18 protein-coding genes and 1 riboswitch are annotated in these 15,154 nt (G+C 45.0%); of the genes, 13 read left to right on the forward strand and 5 right to left on the reverse strand.

The features are described 5' to 3' along the window. Positions 1-71: 71 nt before the first annotated feature. The gene (locus MKY19_RS02570; protein ID WP_339268493.1) at positions 72-1,088 is read right to left on the reverse strand and encodes a serine hydrolase; all 1,017 of its coding nucleotides are present in this window, start codon (positions 1,086-1,088) and stop codon (positions 72-74) included. A gap of 470 nt (positions 1,089-1,558) precedes the next feature. On the opposite strand from MKY19_RS02570, the gene MKY19_RS02575 reads away from it, so the two are divergent. The 7 genes from MKY19_RS02575 (at position 1,559) to MKY19_RS02605 (ending at position 7,616) form a co-directional block, all read left to right on the forward strand. Further along, positions 1,559-1,747: a hypothetical protein gene (locus MKY19_RS02575; RefSeq protein WP_339268495.1), complete on the forward strand. Its 189-nt coding sequence runs from the start codon at positions 1,559-1,561 to the stop codon at positions 1,745-1,747. Between the two features lie 398 nt (positions 1,748-2,145). Then, the gene (gene coxB, locus MKY19_RS02580) at positions 2,146-3,192 is read left to right on the forward strand and encodes a cytochrome c oxidase subunit II (RefSeq protein WP_042123804.1); all 1,047 of its coding nucleotides are present in this window, start codon (positions 2,146-2,148) and stop codon (positions 3,190-3,192) included. 127 nt (positions 3,193-3,319) lie between these two features. After that, positions 3,320-5,167: a cytochrome c oxidase subunit I gene (ctaD, locus tag MKY19_RS02585; RefSeq protein ID WP_076285960.1), complete on the forward strand. Its 1,848-nt coding sequence runs from the start codon at positions 3,320-3,322 to the stop codon at positions 5,165-5,167. Continuing rightward, entirely contained in the window at positions 5,164-5,790 is a 627-nt protein-coding gene (locus tag MKY19_RS02590; protein ID WP_076300135.1) for a cytochrome (ubi)quinol oxidase subunit III, read from the forward strand. Before ctaD ends, MKY19_RS02590 begins: the two co-directional genes overlap by 4 nt. A 5-nt stretch (positions 5,791-5,795) precedes the next feature. Next, a complete protein-coding gene (locus MKY19_RS02595; protein WP_042184535.1) occupies positions 5,796-6,122 on the forward strand; it encodes a cytochrome C oxidase subunit IV family protein in 327 nt (108 codons plus the stop codon). Positions 6,123-6,204: 82 nt separating this feature from the next. Then, positions 6,205-7,125: a cytochrome c oxidase assembly factor CtaG gene (gene ctaG, locus MKY19_RS02600; RefSeq protein ID WP_076300136.1), complete on the forward strand. Its 921-nt coding sequence runs from the start codon at positions 6,205-6,207 to the stop codon at positions 7,123-7,125. Between the two features lie 26 nt (positions 7,126-7,151). After that, positions 7,152-7,616: a DUF420 domain-containing protein gene (locus MKY19_RS02605; RefSeq protein WP_042123812.1), complete on the forward strand. Its 465-nt coding sequence runs from the start codon at positions 7,152-7,154 to the stop codon at positions 7,614-7,616. Positions 7,617-8,046: 430 nt separating this feature from the next. Here the strand turns inward: MKY19_RS02605 and MKY19_RS02610 are convergent, their stop codons facing one another. After that, complete coding sequence (locus tag MKY19_RS02610) at positions 8,047-8,193, reverse strand: hypothetical protein (RefSeq protein ID WP_339800073.1); 147 nt, start codon at positions 8,191-8,193, stop codon at positions 8,047-8,049. Positions 8,194-8,586: 393 nt separating this feature from the next. Between MKY19_RS02610 and MKY19_RS02615 the strand changes: the two genes are divergently transcribed. From MKY19_RS02615 to MKY19_RS02640, 6 genes are read left to right on the forward strand one after another with little or no spacing between them, the layout of a single operon-like run. After that, complete coding sequence (locus MKY19_RS02615) at positions 8,587-9,315, forward strand: hypothetical protein (RefSeq protein ID WP_339800076.1); 729 nt, start codon at positions 8,587-8,589, stop codon at positions 9,313-9,315. Positions 9,316-9,375: 60 nt separating this feature from the next. Further along, positions 9,376-9,771, forward strand: a complete 396-nt coding sequence (locus MKY19_RS02620; protein ID WP_339268501.1) for a GntR family transcriptional regulator — start codon at positions 9,376-9,378, stop codon at positions 9,769-9,771. Between the two features lie 19 nt (positions 9,772-9,790). Then, entirely contained in the window at positions 9,791-10,720 is a 930-nt protein-coding gene (locus MKY19_RS02625; protein WP_339268503.1) for an ABC transporter ATP-binding protein, read from the forward strand. Positions 10,721-10,724: 4 nt separating this feature from the next. Then, positions 10,725-11,627, forward strand: a complete 903-nt coding sequence (locus MKY19_RS02630) for an ATP-binding cassette domain-containing protein (protein WP_339800078.1) — start codon at positions 10,725-10,727, stop codon at positions 11,625-11,627. Next, a complete protein-coding gene (locus MKY19_RS02635; RefSeq protein WP_076285923.1) occupies positions 11,620-12,909 on the forward strand; it encodes an ABC transporter permease in 1,290 nt (429 codons plus the stop codon). Before MKY19_RS02630 ends, MKY19_RS02635 begins: the two co-directional genes overlap by 8 nt. A gap of 34 nt (positions 12,910-12,943) precedes the next feature. After that, positions 12,944-13,135: a hypothetical protein gene (locus MKY19_RS02640; protein WP_339268506.1), complete on the forward strand. Its 192-nt coding sequence runs from the start codon at positions 12,944-12,946 to the stop codon at positions 13,133-13,135. A gap of 90 nt (positions 13,136-13,225) precedes the next feature. Here the strand turns inward: MKY19_RS02640 and MKY19_RS02645 are convergent, their stop codons facing one another. From MKY19_RS02645 to MKY19_RS02655, 3 genes are all read right to left on the reverse strand, one after another. Further along, positions 13,226-13,585, reverse strand: a complete 360-nt coding sequence (locus MKY19_RS02645) for a hypothetical protein (protein WP_339268508.1) — start codon at positions 13,583-13,585, stop codon at positions 13,226-13,228. 132 nt (positions 13,586-13,717) lie between these two features. Beyond that, a complete protein-coding gene (locus tag MKY19_RS02650) occupies positions 13,718-14,227 on the reverse strand; it encodes a hypothetical protein (RefSeq protein WP_094877483.1) in 510 nt (169 codons plus the stop codon). A 16-nt stretch (positions 14,228-14,243) separates the two neighbouring features. After that, positions 14,244-14,735, reverse strand: coding sequence for a hypothetical protein (locus MKY19_RS02655; protein WP_339800083.1), 492 nt, complete (start codon positions 14,733-14,735; stop codon positions 14,244-14,246). Between the two features lie 133 nt (positions 14,736-14,868). After that, positions 14,869-15,034: riboswitch (cyclic di-AMP (ydaO/yuaA leader) on the reverse strand. Positions 15,035-15,154 lie beyond the last annotated feature (120 nt).

A 15,154-nucleotide genomic window follows, 5' to 3' on the forward strand; every position in this document is an offset into this window, starting at 1 on the left:
TGGAGAAGAAAGGGGTTAGTTCGCTACTCCTTCTTCCTTAAAAGCCTATGACTTGTCAGGAAAAAGTATGTTTAGCTCATTGTGGGTATAATATACTTTTCCAACAGCTTGCGGGGGCTCTTCCAATTGTTTGTCTTACTCTCTGCTGTAAAGACCACAACCGCATCTAAATTGGGTAGGATAAGGATTTGCTGTCCGCCATGACCGTGGGCAAGCTTGTAGGGTTGGCCGCTCATCGTACCCACCCAGAACTGATATCCGTAATCTCCAAAAGCCGGGTATCCTGTAGTCTGTGCAGTTAGTGCTTCTTGCAGCCAATGCTTCGGAATGATTTGCTGCTTCGCAAATACGCCGTTATTAAGCAGACACATACCAAATTTAGCCATATCTCTTGAGTTTAAGTACAGACCAATATGTCCCATACTATGTCCTTCCGGACTCGGTAACCAAGCCGTATGAGTCATTCGGAGAGGGCTAAATAAATGCTCAGCAGCATAGGTGAATGCATCGAGACCTGTAGATTCACTAAGGATCATCGAAATCAGATGGGTGTCGATACTACGGTATTGAAATTGACCGATATGTTCCGGAATTATGTTCATACTAAGAGCAAAGGAACCCCAGCGGCGACTACGATGGAGATTCCGGACGAAAGGCTCCCCCAGCTTCTTGCCCGTGATCCAGCTAAATCCGGAAGTCATGGTAAGCAGATGACGAAGAGTGATTTTTGATAAATGAGGGGAGTGCAGGTATGGAACATGTTTACGAAGTACCTTGGAAACCGAGACATCGATATCAGGGATATCTCCCCGATCGATAGCGATTCCGGTAATTGCGCTGATAAAGCTTTTAGTCGCAGATCGAAGATCATTTAATGCCCCGGCATGATGGTTGCCGTAATAACGTTCAAAGATGAGCTTGCCATGGCGAGCAATAAGCATACTATGCATCTTTGGATATTCTTTCTGAATAGCATAATCAGCTTGTTCAAGACCCTCACGGCGCGTTGCAGTTTCCTCGGGTAGCGCGGTAGTCATCGCGGGAACTACGTTATAAGATGAAGTCAGTAATGGTGTGGGTTGGCCCATAATGATCTCCTTTTCTTGCTGTGGTATGTGCTAGGTGTGGCCTGCTATAGAACATATTGTATTTTAACCCGACACGAGCAATATGACTTACGAAGAACATTGTAAAAAAATAAAAATTTTCCAATTAGCACATTTTACAAGGAAAGGTGGAAGTTGGACCGGAATATGATACAATATAACGATAAGGCCCGAAAGGGGTGATTCAGTAAGTGGCTCTTCGGGTAATAAAAGTGTCAAGGAGCTTTCGTTCAACAGGCGTCCTTACTCTCAGCCCAAATCACGACGAACCTGCTTCACCGGCGAACCAGTATCTCAAGGCTTTGAAGCTTTGAATTTTACGTTTTGGCGGATAATGCAAGCCACGTATGTGTAATGGTTACTTCACTTGCATTCGAGGTTACGGCGTACTTTTCATCATGCATTCTCTACAACGGAGCATTCATTTTCAATGTTTTGGGAGGGAACTGATCATGGCAAGTAAAGGTCATAACGAAGTCAAGGAAAGTTTACGGGAAATGACACGTATTTTCCGGCCCAAAGATCCCAAGAAATTCGTAAAGGAGTACGTCCGAAAATATCGGATTACCGGAGGCTATGAAGAAGAACTGACCATGGTCGTGGAGCATGAGCTGGTAAAGATTAATTCATCCGTCTCCTAGCTAACAGATACGAGTGTCACTTACTTTTGACATCATTTTGAGTAATAACATCCACGAGGATTCTTATAAACCGTGCCCGAGCAGCGTTTGTTGCAGGAATCGGTTTTTTTTGTATGTACATTTATGAATAAGAAATATTGTCTCTCATAAAATAGTCAAATGAATTAATAGACACATTTCACAATGAATGCGCTTTACCGATCATTTTTTATTTGATTGCGTTTTCAAAAAATGCGCATAAATGCAGGTGGGACAAGGAATTATTATGTCGAAAATTACAATGTGAACTAGTTGTGAACGATTGACAAAACTTTCCCTTAAACTTATATTAATAGTGATTGTTATAATTGACAGAAAAAAACAGGAACCTACGAAATCGGGAAAAGCGGGGTAGATCAATGATGAAAACGTGGCAGGCTGTAAAGCGACTCCTTCCCATGACCGCTATGTTTGGTCTCTTTCTTGCCGGGTGCGGTCGTGAGGACTTGTCAGTGCTCAGACCACAGGGACCTCAGGCGGAAATGTCTTATGGATTAATGGAGCTGTCGATCAGTATTATGATCGTCGTGTTGCTGATTGTCTTTACGATTGCAGCTTATGTACTGATCCGTTTCCGTCGAAAGCCGGGTCAGAATGAAATCCCTGAGCAGGTTGAGGGTAGCATCAAGCTTGAGATTCTCTGGACGGTCATTCCGCTTATCCTCGTAGTGGTACTGGCAGTTCCAACGGTGAAAGCAGTGTTCGCCGCAGGAGATGATCATGCCAATGACAAGGATGCGATTAAGGTTAAAGTAACCGGCCACCAATATTGGTGGGAGTTTGAGTATACCGATTACAAGGTGACTACAGCGCAGGATCTGATTATTCCAGTGGGCAAAGATATTGCTTTTGAACTGGAGACTAAAGACGTGCTGCACTCCTTCTGGGTCCCTTCCCTTTCCGGTAAAATCGACACCAACCCAGCCGGGACGATTAACCGCTTCAGCTTCAGTGCACCTAATGAAGGCGTTTACCGTGGCAAATGTGCGGAACTATGCGGGCCGTCTCATGGATTCATGGAATTTAAGGTGAAATCGGTTAGTGAACAAGATTTTCAGAAGTGGATAGATTCGATGAAAGCACCCGTAGCTGTGCTGCCAGAGGATCCTGCTTTAGCTGAGAAGTTCAAAGCGGCGTGTCTGACTTGCCACGCTGTAGGTGATCAAGGGATTAATAATGCGCCGAACTTGACCGGAATTGGTTCTCGGGAGTCGATTGCAGGGATCCTGCTCAACGACGACACTAGGGAGGATGGTGCACCAATTGAGGAGAATCTCAAAACATGGCTGCATGATCCACAATCCGTAAAACCGGGCAATCTGATGCCTAACCCCAAAGATCTAGGCCTAAGTGATGCGGAGATTGATGGCATTGCTGAGTATCTGGCCAACTATAAGCTGGACTAATGCCTTAGCCTAAAGGCGGGCGGAACTTTCGAAAAAGGGGGTACGAACTTTGGCTCAAGCAGCGCATACCTTGAATTCATCCAAGCCTCTCGGGCATGGCCACAGTGTGAAGCGCCATACAGGACTTATGGATTGGCTTACAACCGTCGATCATAAAAAAATTGCAATTTTGTACCTATGGGCCGGAGGATTATTTTTTGGTATCGGCGGAATTGAAGCACTTCTGATTCGCTGGCAACTCATCAAGCCAATGAATAATTTTTTGGATGCCCAAACGTTCAATGAACTTATTACCATGCATGGTACGACGATGATATTCCTCGGCGTCATGCCAATCATCTTCGCCTTAATGAATGCCGTCATACCGCTACAAATCGGTGCACGTGACGTAGCCTTTCCTTTTCTAAATGCACTTGGCTTCTGGACCTTCCTGTTCGGCGGAATTCTACTGAATCTCAGCTGGATAATGGGTGGCGCTCCGGATGCCGGATGGACCTCCTACACCCCACTATCTACGAGTACATACAGCACCACACACGGTGTAGACTTTTATACGATTGGTCTTCAAATTGCCGGATTAGGTACCCTTATCGGGGGGATTAACTTTCTAGCCACGATCATTACGATGCGCGCGCCGGGAATGACCTACATGCGGATGCCGATGTTTGCTTGGACTACATTTATTACTTCCGCAATTATTTTGTTTGCATTTCCAGCAGTTACAGTAGGTTTGGTACTGCTGACATTCGACCGGATACTTGGAGCCAATTTCTTCGAGGTTGGGGCTGGGGGTAATCCGGTGCTCTGGCAACATATCTTCTGGATATTTGGTCATCCAGAAGTATATATCCTCATTCTGCCTGCCTTCGGAATTATATCGGAGGTTATCCCGACTTTTTCACGGAAGCGATTGTTCGGATATAGCTCAATGGTGTTCGCTACCATCCTGATTGCCTTCTTGGGCTTCATGGTTTGGGCTCACCATATGTTCACTACCGGACTTGGGCCGGTAGCTAACGCATTGTTCTCTGTATCAACGATGTTGATTGCGGTTCCGACAGGAATCAAGATTTTTAACTGGTTGTTCACGATGTGGGGCGGGCAAGTACGTTTCACGACACCAAACCTGTTCGCGGCAGGATTCATTCCTACCTTTACGATGGGTGGCGTCACTGGCGTCATGCTGGCTTCTGCGCCTGCTGACTTTCAGTTCCATGATACGTATTTTGTTGTAGCGCATTTTCACTACGTTATTGTGGGCGGCTTGGTGCTTGGCCTGTTTGCAGGTCTGCATTACTGGTGGCCGAAGATGTTTGGTCGGATGCTAAGTGAGAAGCTGGGCAAATGGACCTTCTGGACGTTTATCATCGGATTCCATCTGACATTCTTTGTACAGCATTTCCTTGGACTCATGGGGATGCAACGTCGGGTATTTACGTATTTGCCGAATCAGCAATTCGATTTGCTGAATTTAGTCAGTACAATTGGTGCTGGGCTGATGGCTGTCGGTACGATTATTTTCTTAGTCAATGTCTTCCTAACTTCAAGAAAGCCAATGGATGCAGCTGATGATCCGTGGGAGGATGGACGTACACTAGAATGGACGATTTCTTCGCCACCGCCAGAATATAACTTCAAGCAAACCCCGCTTATCCGTGGAATTGATGCATTCTGGAAAGAAAAGATGGCAGGAAATAAAGGCATGACTCCGGCTGAACCCGTTGGTTCGATTCATATGCCGTCTGCAACCATATTGCCGTTCACTATGTCTGTTGGGATTTTCATCGCTGGACTGGGCTTTATGTTTAGTCGGGATGACTTCGGCAACGCCTTTATGAGCTTTATGTTTAATAATTATATCGTTACAGCCATCGGTCTTATCATTACGTTTGGATCTATGCTGTTGCGTTCGCTGTATGATGATCATGGATGGCATATTGAACCTGAAGAGCTGGAAGGAAGTGAGCGGACATGACAACGGCACATGCAGAAGCTTCTAAGGAAGAATTTCCTCACGAGCCGGAAAAAGCTACGCTCGAAGGACGAAACAAGGTTCTTGCCTTTTGGTTATTTCTAGGTGGGGAAGCAGTATTGTTCGGTACGTTGTTCGCTACGTTCCTCGCATTGCGTAATCAGACGAATGAGGGGCCATCGGCGAATGAACTGTTTCACTTGCCGCTTGTAGCTGCTGCAACATTCATTCTTTTGGTAAGCAGTCTGACGAGTGTATTCGCTATCCAAGCGATGCATAGGAACCGTCCGGCTGTGCTTCGTAACTGGCTTTTGGTAACTGTAGTCTTAGGGCTCGGCTTCCTGATTCTGGAGATCTATGAGTTTACTCAATATGTGAGACACGAAGACTTCGGAATGACTACAAGTGCATTTAGTTCGGCATTCTATACATTAGTAGGATTCCACGGTGCGCACGTAGCTTTCGGGATTGCATGGATCGCCATCCTGATTGGGCAACTCATGCGTAAAGGATTAACCGTAGTTACTGCACCAAAAGTGTATGTGTCAGCCATGTACTGGCATTTTATTGATGTGGTATGGGTCTTCATCTTTACGGTTGTATACCTACTTGGAAAGGTGGGCTAGACACTATGACGACAGATCAGCATGTGCCAGAGAATGACGGGTATAAGCATCGTCATCGGCATGAAGGGCCACAGAGGCATATTGTTGTCTTTATACTGTCCATTGTCTTGACCTTAATTGCTTTCGCCGCTGTTGCTGCTGGAGGCGTGAATGCCACCTTTGCGGTTATTCTACTACTGGTGATGGCAGTCATTCAGGTCATTGTACAGATGGGCTTCTGGATGCACCTGAAAGATAAAGGACATCTAATACCGATTATCTTCATGCTGGGTGGTTTTTTTACCGCCGGTACCTGTATTATTATGTCGCTGTATTGGGTTTGGTGGAATTAACGGACTATAAAGAAAGAGGCGGGCTGAGATGCCCCCTCTTTTTGGTGTTTAACTAGATCCTGCGCTAGGAGGGGTTAGGGTTATGCTCGGATTACAATATTTTAGCTTTGCAGAACTGTGGAGCCCGCTTTTTCTGGCGGTTATGCTGCTGCTGACGGCGGGTTATTTCGTTTGGATTGGTCCGATTGCTGGACGTCATGCCGATTCAGTTCCGGTTCCGTTCTGGCGAAGAGCACTATTTGTGTGCGGAATGCTTGCGCTTTATCTTGCACAAGGCGGTCCTGTTAGTCTATTAGGACATATGATGTTTTCATTCCACATGGTTAGTATGGCCTTGTCATACCTAGTGGCGGTGCCGCTGATTATGCTGGGGATTCCAGATTTTATCTGGCGCAGCATATTGAGAGTAAATCCATTTCGCCGGCTGTCTTTTTTAGCTCGACCGGTGGTAGCTGCTTTACTGTTTAATGGTCTATTTTCTTTGTACCATATTCCTGTTATCCATGATTATGTGATGCTGCATTTTACCGTTCACCGAATCTACTATATTGTTTTATTCCTAACAGCTGCCTTAATGTGGTGGACTTTGATCAATCCGCTACCGGAGCGCCGAATGGCGAGTGGACTGGGCAAGATTGGGTTTATTTTTCTAAACATGGTATTGCTGACACCAGCCTGCGGACTGATTATTTTTGCAGATCAACCGCTCTATGCTACTTACAGTGATCCGGAGACTTGGGCACTTGCCATGGGCTATTGTATATCGGGTGATCCTTCTGCCTTACTTCAGAATTTTGGGGGTCCTGCGTTCTTTTCTTTGTTGTCACCAAAAGTGGATCAGCAGGTGGGAGGTATCGCGATGAAGTTCATTCAGGAATTTATTTTTGCCTCTATGCTTGCTTATGTGTTCTATCATTGGTATAAAAAAGAGAACGGACAAGAGGGCGATGAATTATCGACGCCTTCCTCAGCACTCGAGGAGAGCACCTTGACCCGTGCATAACTGGTAGACTGCCAAGGAGGAGAATCATGGATATTTTTACGGTGTTTCCAACTATTAGCACATCGTTCATCGTGCTCAGTGCGGTGCTCGTAGCTATTGGCTGGTGGCTCATCATTAAGGGCAAACGCGAGGCGCACAAGAAGACGATGATTGCTGCCGCAATCGCTGCGCTCCTGTTTTTTATTGTTTATGTATCTAGAACGTTGTTCGTGGGAAACACCTCATGGGGCGGACCGGATGAACTTCAGACGATTTATCAAGTGTTTCTGATCTTCCATATCGTGCTGGCAACGGTAGCTGCGGTATTCGGACTTACTACGTTAACTCTTGGATTTAAGGCGAAGTACTCCAAGCACCGTAAGTGGGGCAGAGTAACATCTATAATCTGGTTCATTACTGCGATTACTGGCGTTATGGTATATGTGCTGCTTTATGTTCTGTATCCAGGTGGACACACCAAGCCAGTGTGGGAAGTTATTTTGGGCGCGTAAGATAGTTGCGTGAAAAGAGCTTGTGATTGGCATGTGAAAAGAGCATGTGAATATGCGTGCGAATCGTACGTGAATTTGTGTGAATAGTAATGAAATAAGCCTGTGCATCTGCTCGTTCCTAAATAGGGATGATGGATGACGGGCTTATTTTAGTTTATGGAGTTGGGGGAGTGCTGAAATCTTGAAATTGTACTGTGAAATCACTCGTGATCTGAACAGTGCGTGATGTGAAGTATTCTATCTGCTTACTTTTAGGGAAAACCTCCCTGAAAAAGATGAGTTTTGAGCTCGAAAATCGGTAATTAGGGAATTCCTCCCTGTTTTTTTACGGTTTTAGCGCTAAAACGCGTAAATGGGCGAATTTTTAGGGAGGATTTCCCTAAAAATGTTGATTTTAGGCTAAATTAAAGTGATTTGAGGGAGATTTTCCCTAATTGTTGCTTCTACTAGCAGTTACACTCACCGAGCGGTCACATCCACTCAGCAGTAGCACCCGCCGAGCCCTCTCATCGATTGAGCGTTCACATCCACTCGCAGTAGCACCCGTCGAGCCTTCGCATCGATTGAGCGGTCGCATCCATTAGTGGTCACAACCACCGAGGAGTCGCTCCCGCCCTTCAATCACCCCACCGAGCCGCAACAACTAGCCCTACACCTACAACCCGTTGGAGAAGCAACAATGAGGCTGACCTCACTTCGCGTCCTTCGCTCACATTCAACCTCTCCATAAGTTATGTTTAATCCTCTGATTAGTTAATCCCAATAATGATCAGTTTCCCATACGTGCAAAGCCTTCTCCAAAAGGGGGGAGCGCATACCTCCTAATCAACTTGAATGTTTTCCATTTACAGGATTGACAATGGTAAATTAAGGTCATATACTGTGTATATAGATATATACAGTAAGCACAGGGATATGAACACCTGCTTCTGCTAGACGCTGAAGACATTGTAAAGCGAGGTTAGTTTTAATGAGAACATTAAAAGATTCATGGTTTATGTTGCGCTCTGATTTTCGCGGAGACAAATTAAAGATATTTGGGACCCTCGTAATAACAGTTATTTTTATGTGTTATCTTGGTGGAATGACTAGCCTGGTAGCAAATGACGTACTAGGTGAGCAGGATCGGACGATGATAACAGATTTCTTATTTCTCTCCTTTATACCCTTATTGGGATTAACATTCTCTCGCCGTTCCATGAAATATTGGAGTGAAGACTCTTACACAAAAATGTTGGTTTACTTAAGAACCTTACCGATTCCAGCTGCAGTAATACTATCGCGGAGAAAACTTCAGGGGGTAGGCTCCTTTATTCTAAATGGTACGTTATTCTTCGGTATTGTTTACTTGTTAGGGGAGAATTTCCGGACAGAGCTGGCGGTTCCCTCGTATATAGCTTTTGCCATTACATGGCTCGGCTTCGGCTTCATGGTCTCAGGTCTATATATTTTTATTGAGTATCTTTTTAGCGGCAAAGCTTATCTATGGCTAACATTGCTTATCGTAGTGTTATCGTGGGGAATATCATTCCTAGTTACACTTGGGGGAGGCAATTTGTTTTTATACAGTATCTCCTATTCCAAGGAGTGGGGGCTGTTATCTCCGATCATGTGGGGGTCACTTCTACTGGGAACAATATCTGTGCAGTTATTCTCTAAATGGACTATACATCGACTGAAGAGTCGCAATCTCGTATAAAAAATCGGAATGGCAAGGACTGCGCTCTAGCACGCTAGAGTGGAAGGCGAGGTGTAAATAATGTGGATACCGGTACAAATCAACGAAAATAGTGCAGAGCCCCTCTATCATCAGATAGAGACTCAGCTTAGATCCTTAATCATTAGCGGAGTCATTACAGAAGGTACGCTACTGCCCTCGATTCGTGAGTTCGCAGGAGATCTGAAATGCAGTGTAATTACAGTGCGGCGCGTATATCAGGATCTGGAGAATGAAGGTTTGCTGCGAACGAGACAAGGAACAGGTACCTTTGTATCACATGTAGGCGACGGAGCAATGGAAGAATACAAACGGGACACGGTAGGCAAAGCACTTGAAAGTGCTGTGGATATCGGCCGATCTGTACATTGCAGCAAGGATGAACTTGAGCAGATTTTTATGGAGATTGTAGAACGCAAGTATAGAGCAAAGGAATGAAAGGGGGGCGCATATTCATATGGTACAGATGGCTATAGAATTGCGGAATGTACTTAAACAGCGACGAAACAAGACGATAGGACCGCTGACCATGAATCTGCCAAGAGGATATATTACAGCCCTGGTAGGTCAGAATGGATCTGGCAAAAGCACGCTACTGAATCTACTGATGCAGCTGACCAATCCAGAGGAAGGCGAGATATATTGGTTTGAGAACAGGTATGATAGCGGGTTGCCTCTGGAGCTGCGGCAGACCATTGCCTATGTTCCTGAGACATCGATTACTGAGGAGAACCACTGGAATGCAGAAGAGGCAGCTCATTTTCGACAGCATTGGTATCCGAACTGGGATAAGTCGTATTTTCAGGATCTATTGGATCGCTTTGAGGTTCCATATCATATGAGGCTTTCTAAGATGTCTAAGGGTGAGCGTCGGAAATTCGAAATTGCCGCAGCACTTGCGTCACGCCCAAGTCTGCTGCTATTGGATGAACCTTCATCAGGTCTTGATCCCTTTGCCTGGAAGATTATGATCGAGACGCTGCTTAAATATATGGATGAGAACAACGCTACGATCATCATCTCCACACACATTGTAGAAGAGGTGCGGCGGTTGGCTGATTATATCGTGCTTATGCATAGAGGTGAACTGCTAGGTATGGCCGAGAAAGACAGTTTATTCGGTACTTGGACAGAGGTGTGGGTACAGGTTGCAGATGAAGAGGAGCTTGCTGAGTTATCAGCGGAATTACCGGGAGGTATAAACTTTACCATGGATACACCGGGTGTAGCTTCTTTTATCATAGAACAATTTTCTAAGAACGAGAAACGCATTCAGGACTTGGGCGTAAAGGTTATTAAGAGTCGCAGTTTAGAACTGGACGAAATATTGGGTTTATGGACACAGGGACACCGTCCTATCCTGATTGATCACAAGAGAGGGGACTAGAGAAATGGAAGCCTTAAAGCTGGAAAGTGTAATGAAGCAATATGGAGAGAAAACCGCTGTAAACGGAATTAACCTAACGGTAGGCAAGGGGGAAATTTACGGATTACTGGGGGCAAATGGTGCAGGGAAAACAACCACAATGCGCATGGTGCTTGGCCTAATTTACCCTGATGGTGGGGAAATTTTGTATAATGGAAAGCCATATAACAGCGAACTTCAGCAAATCATGGGCTATCTGCCTGAAGAAAGAGGATTATATCCAAAGGTAAAGGTAAGCGATCAAATCGTCTACTTGGCACGTCTGCGCGGGATGTCAGCTAGTGATGCAGATAAGAGCCTCCGCTATTGGCTTGATCGGTTTGAGGTTCCAGATTATTACAATAAGAAGATTGAAGAGCTCTCCAAAGGGAATCAGCAGAAAATGGGCTTTATCGCTGCAGTAGTTCATAAACCGCAAATTCTCATCCTTGATGAAGCCTTCAGTGGCTTGGACCCTGTTAACGTGGAACTACTGAAAGATACGGTAAAAGAATTACGTGATCAAGGAACGAGTATCTTATTCTCTACTCACCGGATGGAGCATGTTGAAGAGCTTTGCCGTAATATTACGATTTTGGATCGTTCCAATACTGTCGTGCAGGGCGATATTCGTACGATTAAGAGTGGGTATCCTCGTGAACAAGTATTGTTGCGTACGGATAACGAAGTGACCGGTCTAGAATCAATTGCAGGTGTAACAGCAGTACAGCGACAGGAGCGAGGTTATCTGTTGTCCATCAGTGAGATCGGCGCAGCACAACGTATCCTACAGCAGGCGATGGCACAGGGTGAAGTGGAGCATTTTGAAATTAAGGAACCAACATTAAATCAAATCTTTATCAGAGCGGTGGGTGAATCTCATGAATAAGATGGGGACAATTATTGGCTTTACCTTTAAAAATAAAGTAAGAACGAAATCATTCATGATTACTACATTAATTCTAGTGTTGCTGCTCAGCATTGGGATGAATCTTCCGTACATCATCGATCAGTTTAAGGGTGATTCTAAAACAAACGCAGAGACTCAAATTGCTGTGATCGCGGAAGAGGGAAATCAGGCTGCAGAGTTGTTGAAGGCATATACTTCACCTGAAGGAATGCCGCAGGCAAAAGTTGTGCAATATACTTCTGCCGACGATGCGGAGCTAAAGAAAGCTTTAGATGAAGGGACTGTAGAGGGGTACGTTACTTTTGCAGAACCTACTGGCGAAGGACTTCCACCCGTTACTTATCATAGTGAAAATGGTGAATTGAAGGGCGATGTGCAAATCTATCTCCAAAATGCCCTTCAGCAGGCCAACACCCAGTTCATCGTTGGCGACAAGCTGACGCAGGAGCAGATTGCTGCTATGTCAACACCGGTACAGATAGCTACTCAGCAGCTCAACCCTGATGGGACTGCGGGAGATAAGGATGCGTCGCAGGAGTCCGCTCCACCTATTAATTACGTCATTGTATACGCCATGCTTATGCTGTTCTTCATGTCTATCATGATGACCGGTAATATGATCGCAGCTGAGATTACTTCAGAGAAGAGCTCACGGATCATGGAGATTCTGATTACAAGTGCCTCACCTTTAGCGCAAATGTTTGGTAAAGTTATCGGTGTCTTCTTAGTAGGATTATTACAAATTGGCGTCATTATCGCAGCGGTAGTCGTCAATCTTAAGCTTCCGCATAATGCAACGATTTTGAAAGATTTAGACCTGGATTTAGGCCAGCTTAATATTAATTTGTTGCTTTATGGAATTGTTCTTTATGTACTAGGTTATTTCCTCTATGCCTTGATGTATGCAGCTGTAGGTTCGATTGTCAGCCGTACAGAGGATCTTGGCCAAGCGGTTATGCCGATTATGATGTTAGGCTTCGTAGCATTCTATGTTCCACTGTTCAGTATCTCTAATGCGGATACTCTGCTGGTTAAGGTAGCGAGTTATGTGCCTTTCACCTCTCCATTGACCATGCTGCTCCGGATTGGTGTTGGTGAAGTAGCGATCTGGCAAGTTATTGTATCATTAGCCATCCTGCTTGTTACCACGTTCATCTTTGGATGGTTGGCTGCCAAGATCTATCGCACAGGCGTATTGATGTACGGCAAACGTCCAAGTATTAAAGAGATCAGAAAAGCGATGAAGGCTTACAAGATCTAAGTGGCTTCATATAAACTTTTAAGGAGTGGTAATCATGACTAAAAGTGAACAATACAATATGATGCTTTTAATGAGTTCGGTATCTCTGGCTACGGTTAGTAGAATGCTCCATTCAGATGGATCCGCTGTTATGGATTTCACTCAAGGTGTATTGACTGGTGTTGCCATGGTAGGGATGATTGCGGGATTGTGGATGTACGGTAAGGCGCGTAAGAGCAAAGCGTAATAATAGGGAAAGGAAGCCGCGGCAGATGCCGTGGCTTTTTTCTTTTTTGTGTACGTATCGTAAAAGTTATTTGGAAGATAGTTGAGGGAGTTAGACAACGGATAGATTACCACTAGGCAGCAAATCCTCTTGAGCAGTCAGTTGCTCCCGCACACGCCTAAGCTGTGCTTTTAGTACAGGAAGACTCTTTTGCAGAATGATGCTTATTTGAGGTAAAGATAGCTTTAGGCCATACCACATCGTTTTTATAAGCTGTTCCTCCCAAGGCAATGCCTTGGCAGACAGAAGAGACCGGCGTGCGTAATAATCGGCGCATTGTCGGATACAAGAACGGTAAGCTTCGATAGAGAATAGCTGGCTGTCGAAGCTTTTTTGACGGAATATTTTGTGAAGCTCTTTAAAAGTACGGATAGTAACCTTCTCGGCTTCTGCTGATTGTTGTAACAACATGGAACTGAGCATATAGATATCATTCGTACACTTTTGAACACACTCTGCAAATATAGTTCTACGGGATGATTCGGCAGGTAAGGGGTCAGGCATGATAAACACGATCCTTTCAGAATGGGTTATGGGATGAACCTATAATATAGAAAAGTAAGAAATGGATTTGTTGATAAGCTCGGCGGTATCAGGTTCTGGATAACTATGTTTTTGAAGCGCAACACTGGATGGTTTATAATATAGCCGCCCTCCTTTGGAATCTCTCCCACCAGCGACAGCTCTGTACAGACGACCTTGCTCAATGTGCCCTGCCAAGGATTTACCCTGCAGCTTGGCTTTTAAATCCTGTAAAGCACCTTGCACTAGCTCAAACTGAGTCTGATCCCACTCTGAACCATGGGTACGTACTTTATCTATCGCTTCCTCTAGCCGGCAATGGTATATCATTCTGAGAAAAGAACTCCATTTAATAAGATCGAAAGTTTTGGTATTGGCAGAGATAAGACATGCCCCCCAGCTGCTACCTCCTTTACAGGTAAGTTTCAGGATGCCATAACGGCTGCCTTGATCAGCCTCCATTCCATAATGAATAGGCTCAGGTGAATCAAAGACGAATACTTCTATGCGAGACAGTCTTCGCTGGTCCATGACAGTTTTTTCCTCCTTAGGTTTCCAAAAGCTTAAGATCTACATGGTGAATGTCATTAGCCTTCTCTATACAGGCGAGCATTTCAGCTTCATTCTCACAGACTGCGGTATGCTCTAGCCATAGTCTGAATTTCTGTTTGCGTATAACGGATAAATGTAAGGGAAAGGTGTTGCGGGATCTCATTACGTACCAACCGACTGCAATGTCTTTCCACGGTTCCTTAAAAGCGGTGAGCCACGGAAAACGTTGGTGTGCTGACCAATCCTGCAGCTGTTGCTTTTCTCGGATACTTTTATATATTTCGTATATAATTGTTCGGTCCATACAGTATTCACAGGTAGATGGGCTGCTGAAATGGCGAAGTGATTCAATCTGCTTCTGACCAAAAGCATAGCCGACAATAGTTCTGTGATGATCCTCTTCGAACCACAACGCTCCAAAGCAAACATAATTTAGACTTATCGGCTCAAGTAGCTCTTGCTGAGTTCCCCAATAATAGTGTTTCATTCCTTTCACCCCGTCCAGCATGCTATCACCCTATAGATTCAGGTAACGCAAAAACCGCAGCAAGAGGAGGACCTCTGCTGCGGTTTTGGAATACAGGTATACACACACCTGTGCCAAAGCGTGGCGGATCAAGGGTCTCTCTCTTTACGCTTACGAGGTTAGCTGTCGGATTCGGACGGTGAGAGTCGCCCTACCTATATGAGACTTGGACAGTCTCCTTCGGATTCACCCCAAGTAGGCCATGTGACCTGATGGTTCCCCCGTTCCCTGCAAATACAGGAACTCAGCGTTGAATGTATTTCGTGAAATAGATTCAACCCGAATCATACTCTTTTCAAGGTGTTTCTGTAAAAACAGAAAGTGTTCTTTTGAGCGCGATTTAAACCAAATCCTGCCTACTACGACGGAAAAGGGAACCA

The sequence above is a fragment of the Paenibacillus sp. FSL R5-0744 genome, from assembly GCF_037972555.1.
Classification (GTDB): domain Bacteria; phylum Bacillota; class Bacilli; order Paenibacillales; family Paenibacillaceae; genus Paenibacillus_AQ.

Bases quoted from the DNA above. Each gene is read 5' to 3' on its own strand.
- MKY19_RS02570 (WP_339268493.1), bottom strand. From the start codon at position 1,088: ATGGGCCAACCCACACCATTACTGACTTCATCTTATAACGTAGTTCCC.
- MKY19_RS02575 (WP_339268495.1), top strand. From the start codon at position 1,559: ATGGCAAGTAAAGGTCATAACGAAGTCAAGGAAAGTTTACGGGAAATG.
- coxB (WP_042123804.1), top strand. From the start codon at position 2,146: ATGATGAAAACGTGGCAGGCTGTAAAGCGACTCCTTCCCATGACCGCT.
- ctaD (WP_076285960.1), top strand. From the start codon at position 3,320: ATGGATTGGCTTACAACCGTCGATCATAAAAAAATTGCAATTTTGTAC.
- MKY19_RS02590 (WP_076300135.1), top strand. From the start codon at position 5,164: ATGACAACGGCACATGCAGAAGCTTCTAAGGAAGAATTTCCTCACGAG.
- MKY19_RS02595 (WP_042184535.1), top strand. From the start codon at position 5,796: ATGACGACAGATCAGCATGTGCCAGAGAATGACGGGTATAAGCATCGT.
- ctaG (WP_076300136.1), top strand. From the start codon at position 6,205: ATGCTCGGATTACAATATTTTAGCTTTGCAGAACTGTGGAGCCCGCTT.
- MKY19_RS02605 (WP_042123812.1), top strand. From the start codon at position 7,152: ATGGATATTTTTACGGTGTTTCCAACTATTAGCACATCGTTCATCGTG.
- MKY19_RS02610 (WP_339800073.1), bottom strand. From the start codon at position 8,193: ATGCGACCGCTCAATCGATGCGAAGGCTCGACGGGTGCTACTGCGAGT.
- MKY19_RS02615 (WP_339800076.1), top strand. From the start codon at position 8,587: ATGAGAACATTAAAAGATTCATGGTTTATGTTGCGCTCTGATTTTCGC.
- MKY19_RS02620 (WP_339268501.1), top strand. From the start codon at position 9,376: ATGTGGATACCGGTACAAATCAACGAAAATAGTGCAGAGCCCCTCTAT.
- MKY19_RS02625 (WP_339268503.1), top strand. From the start codon at position 9,791: ATGGTACAGATGGCTATAGAATTGCGGAATGTACTTAAACAGCGACGA.
- MKY19_RS02630 (WP_339800078.1), top strand. From the start codon at position 10,725: ATGGAAGCCTTAAAGCTGGAAAGTGTAATGAAGCAATATGGAGAGAAA.
- MKY19_RS02635 (WP_076285923.1), top strand. From the start codon at position 11,620: ATGAATAAGATGGGGACAATTATTGGCTTTACCTTTAAAAATAAAGTA.
- MKY19_RS02640 (WP_339268506.1), top strand. From the start codon at position 12,944: ATGACTAAAAGTGAACAATACAATATGATGCTTTTAATGAGTTCGGTA.
- MKY19_RS02645 (WP_339268508.1), bottom strand. From the start codon at position 13,585: ATGTTGTTACAACAATCAGCAGAAGCCGAGAAGGTTACTATCCGTACT.
- MKY19_RS02650 (WP_094877483.1), bottom strand. From the start codon at position 14,227: ATGGACCAGCGAAGACTGTCTCGCATAGAAGTATTCGTCTTTGATTCA.
- MKY19_RS02655 (WP_339800083.1), bottom strand. From the start codon at position 14,735: ATGAAACACTATTATTGGGGAACTCAGCAAGAGCTACTTGAGCCGATA.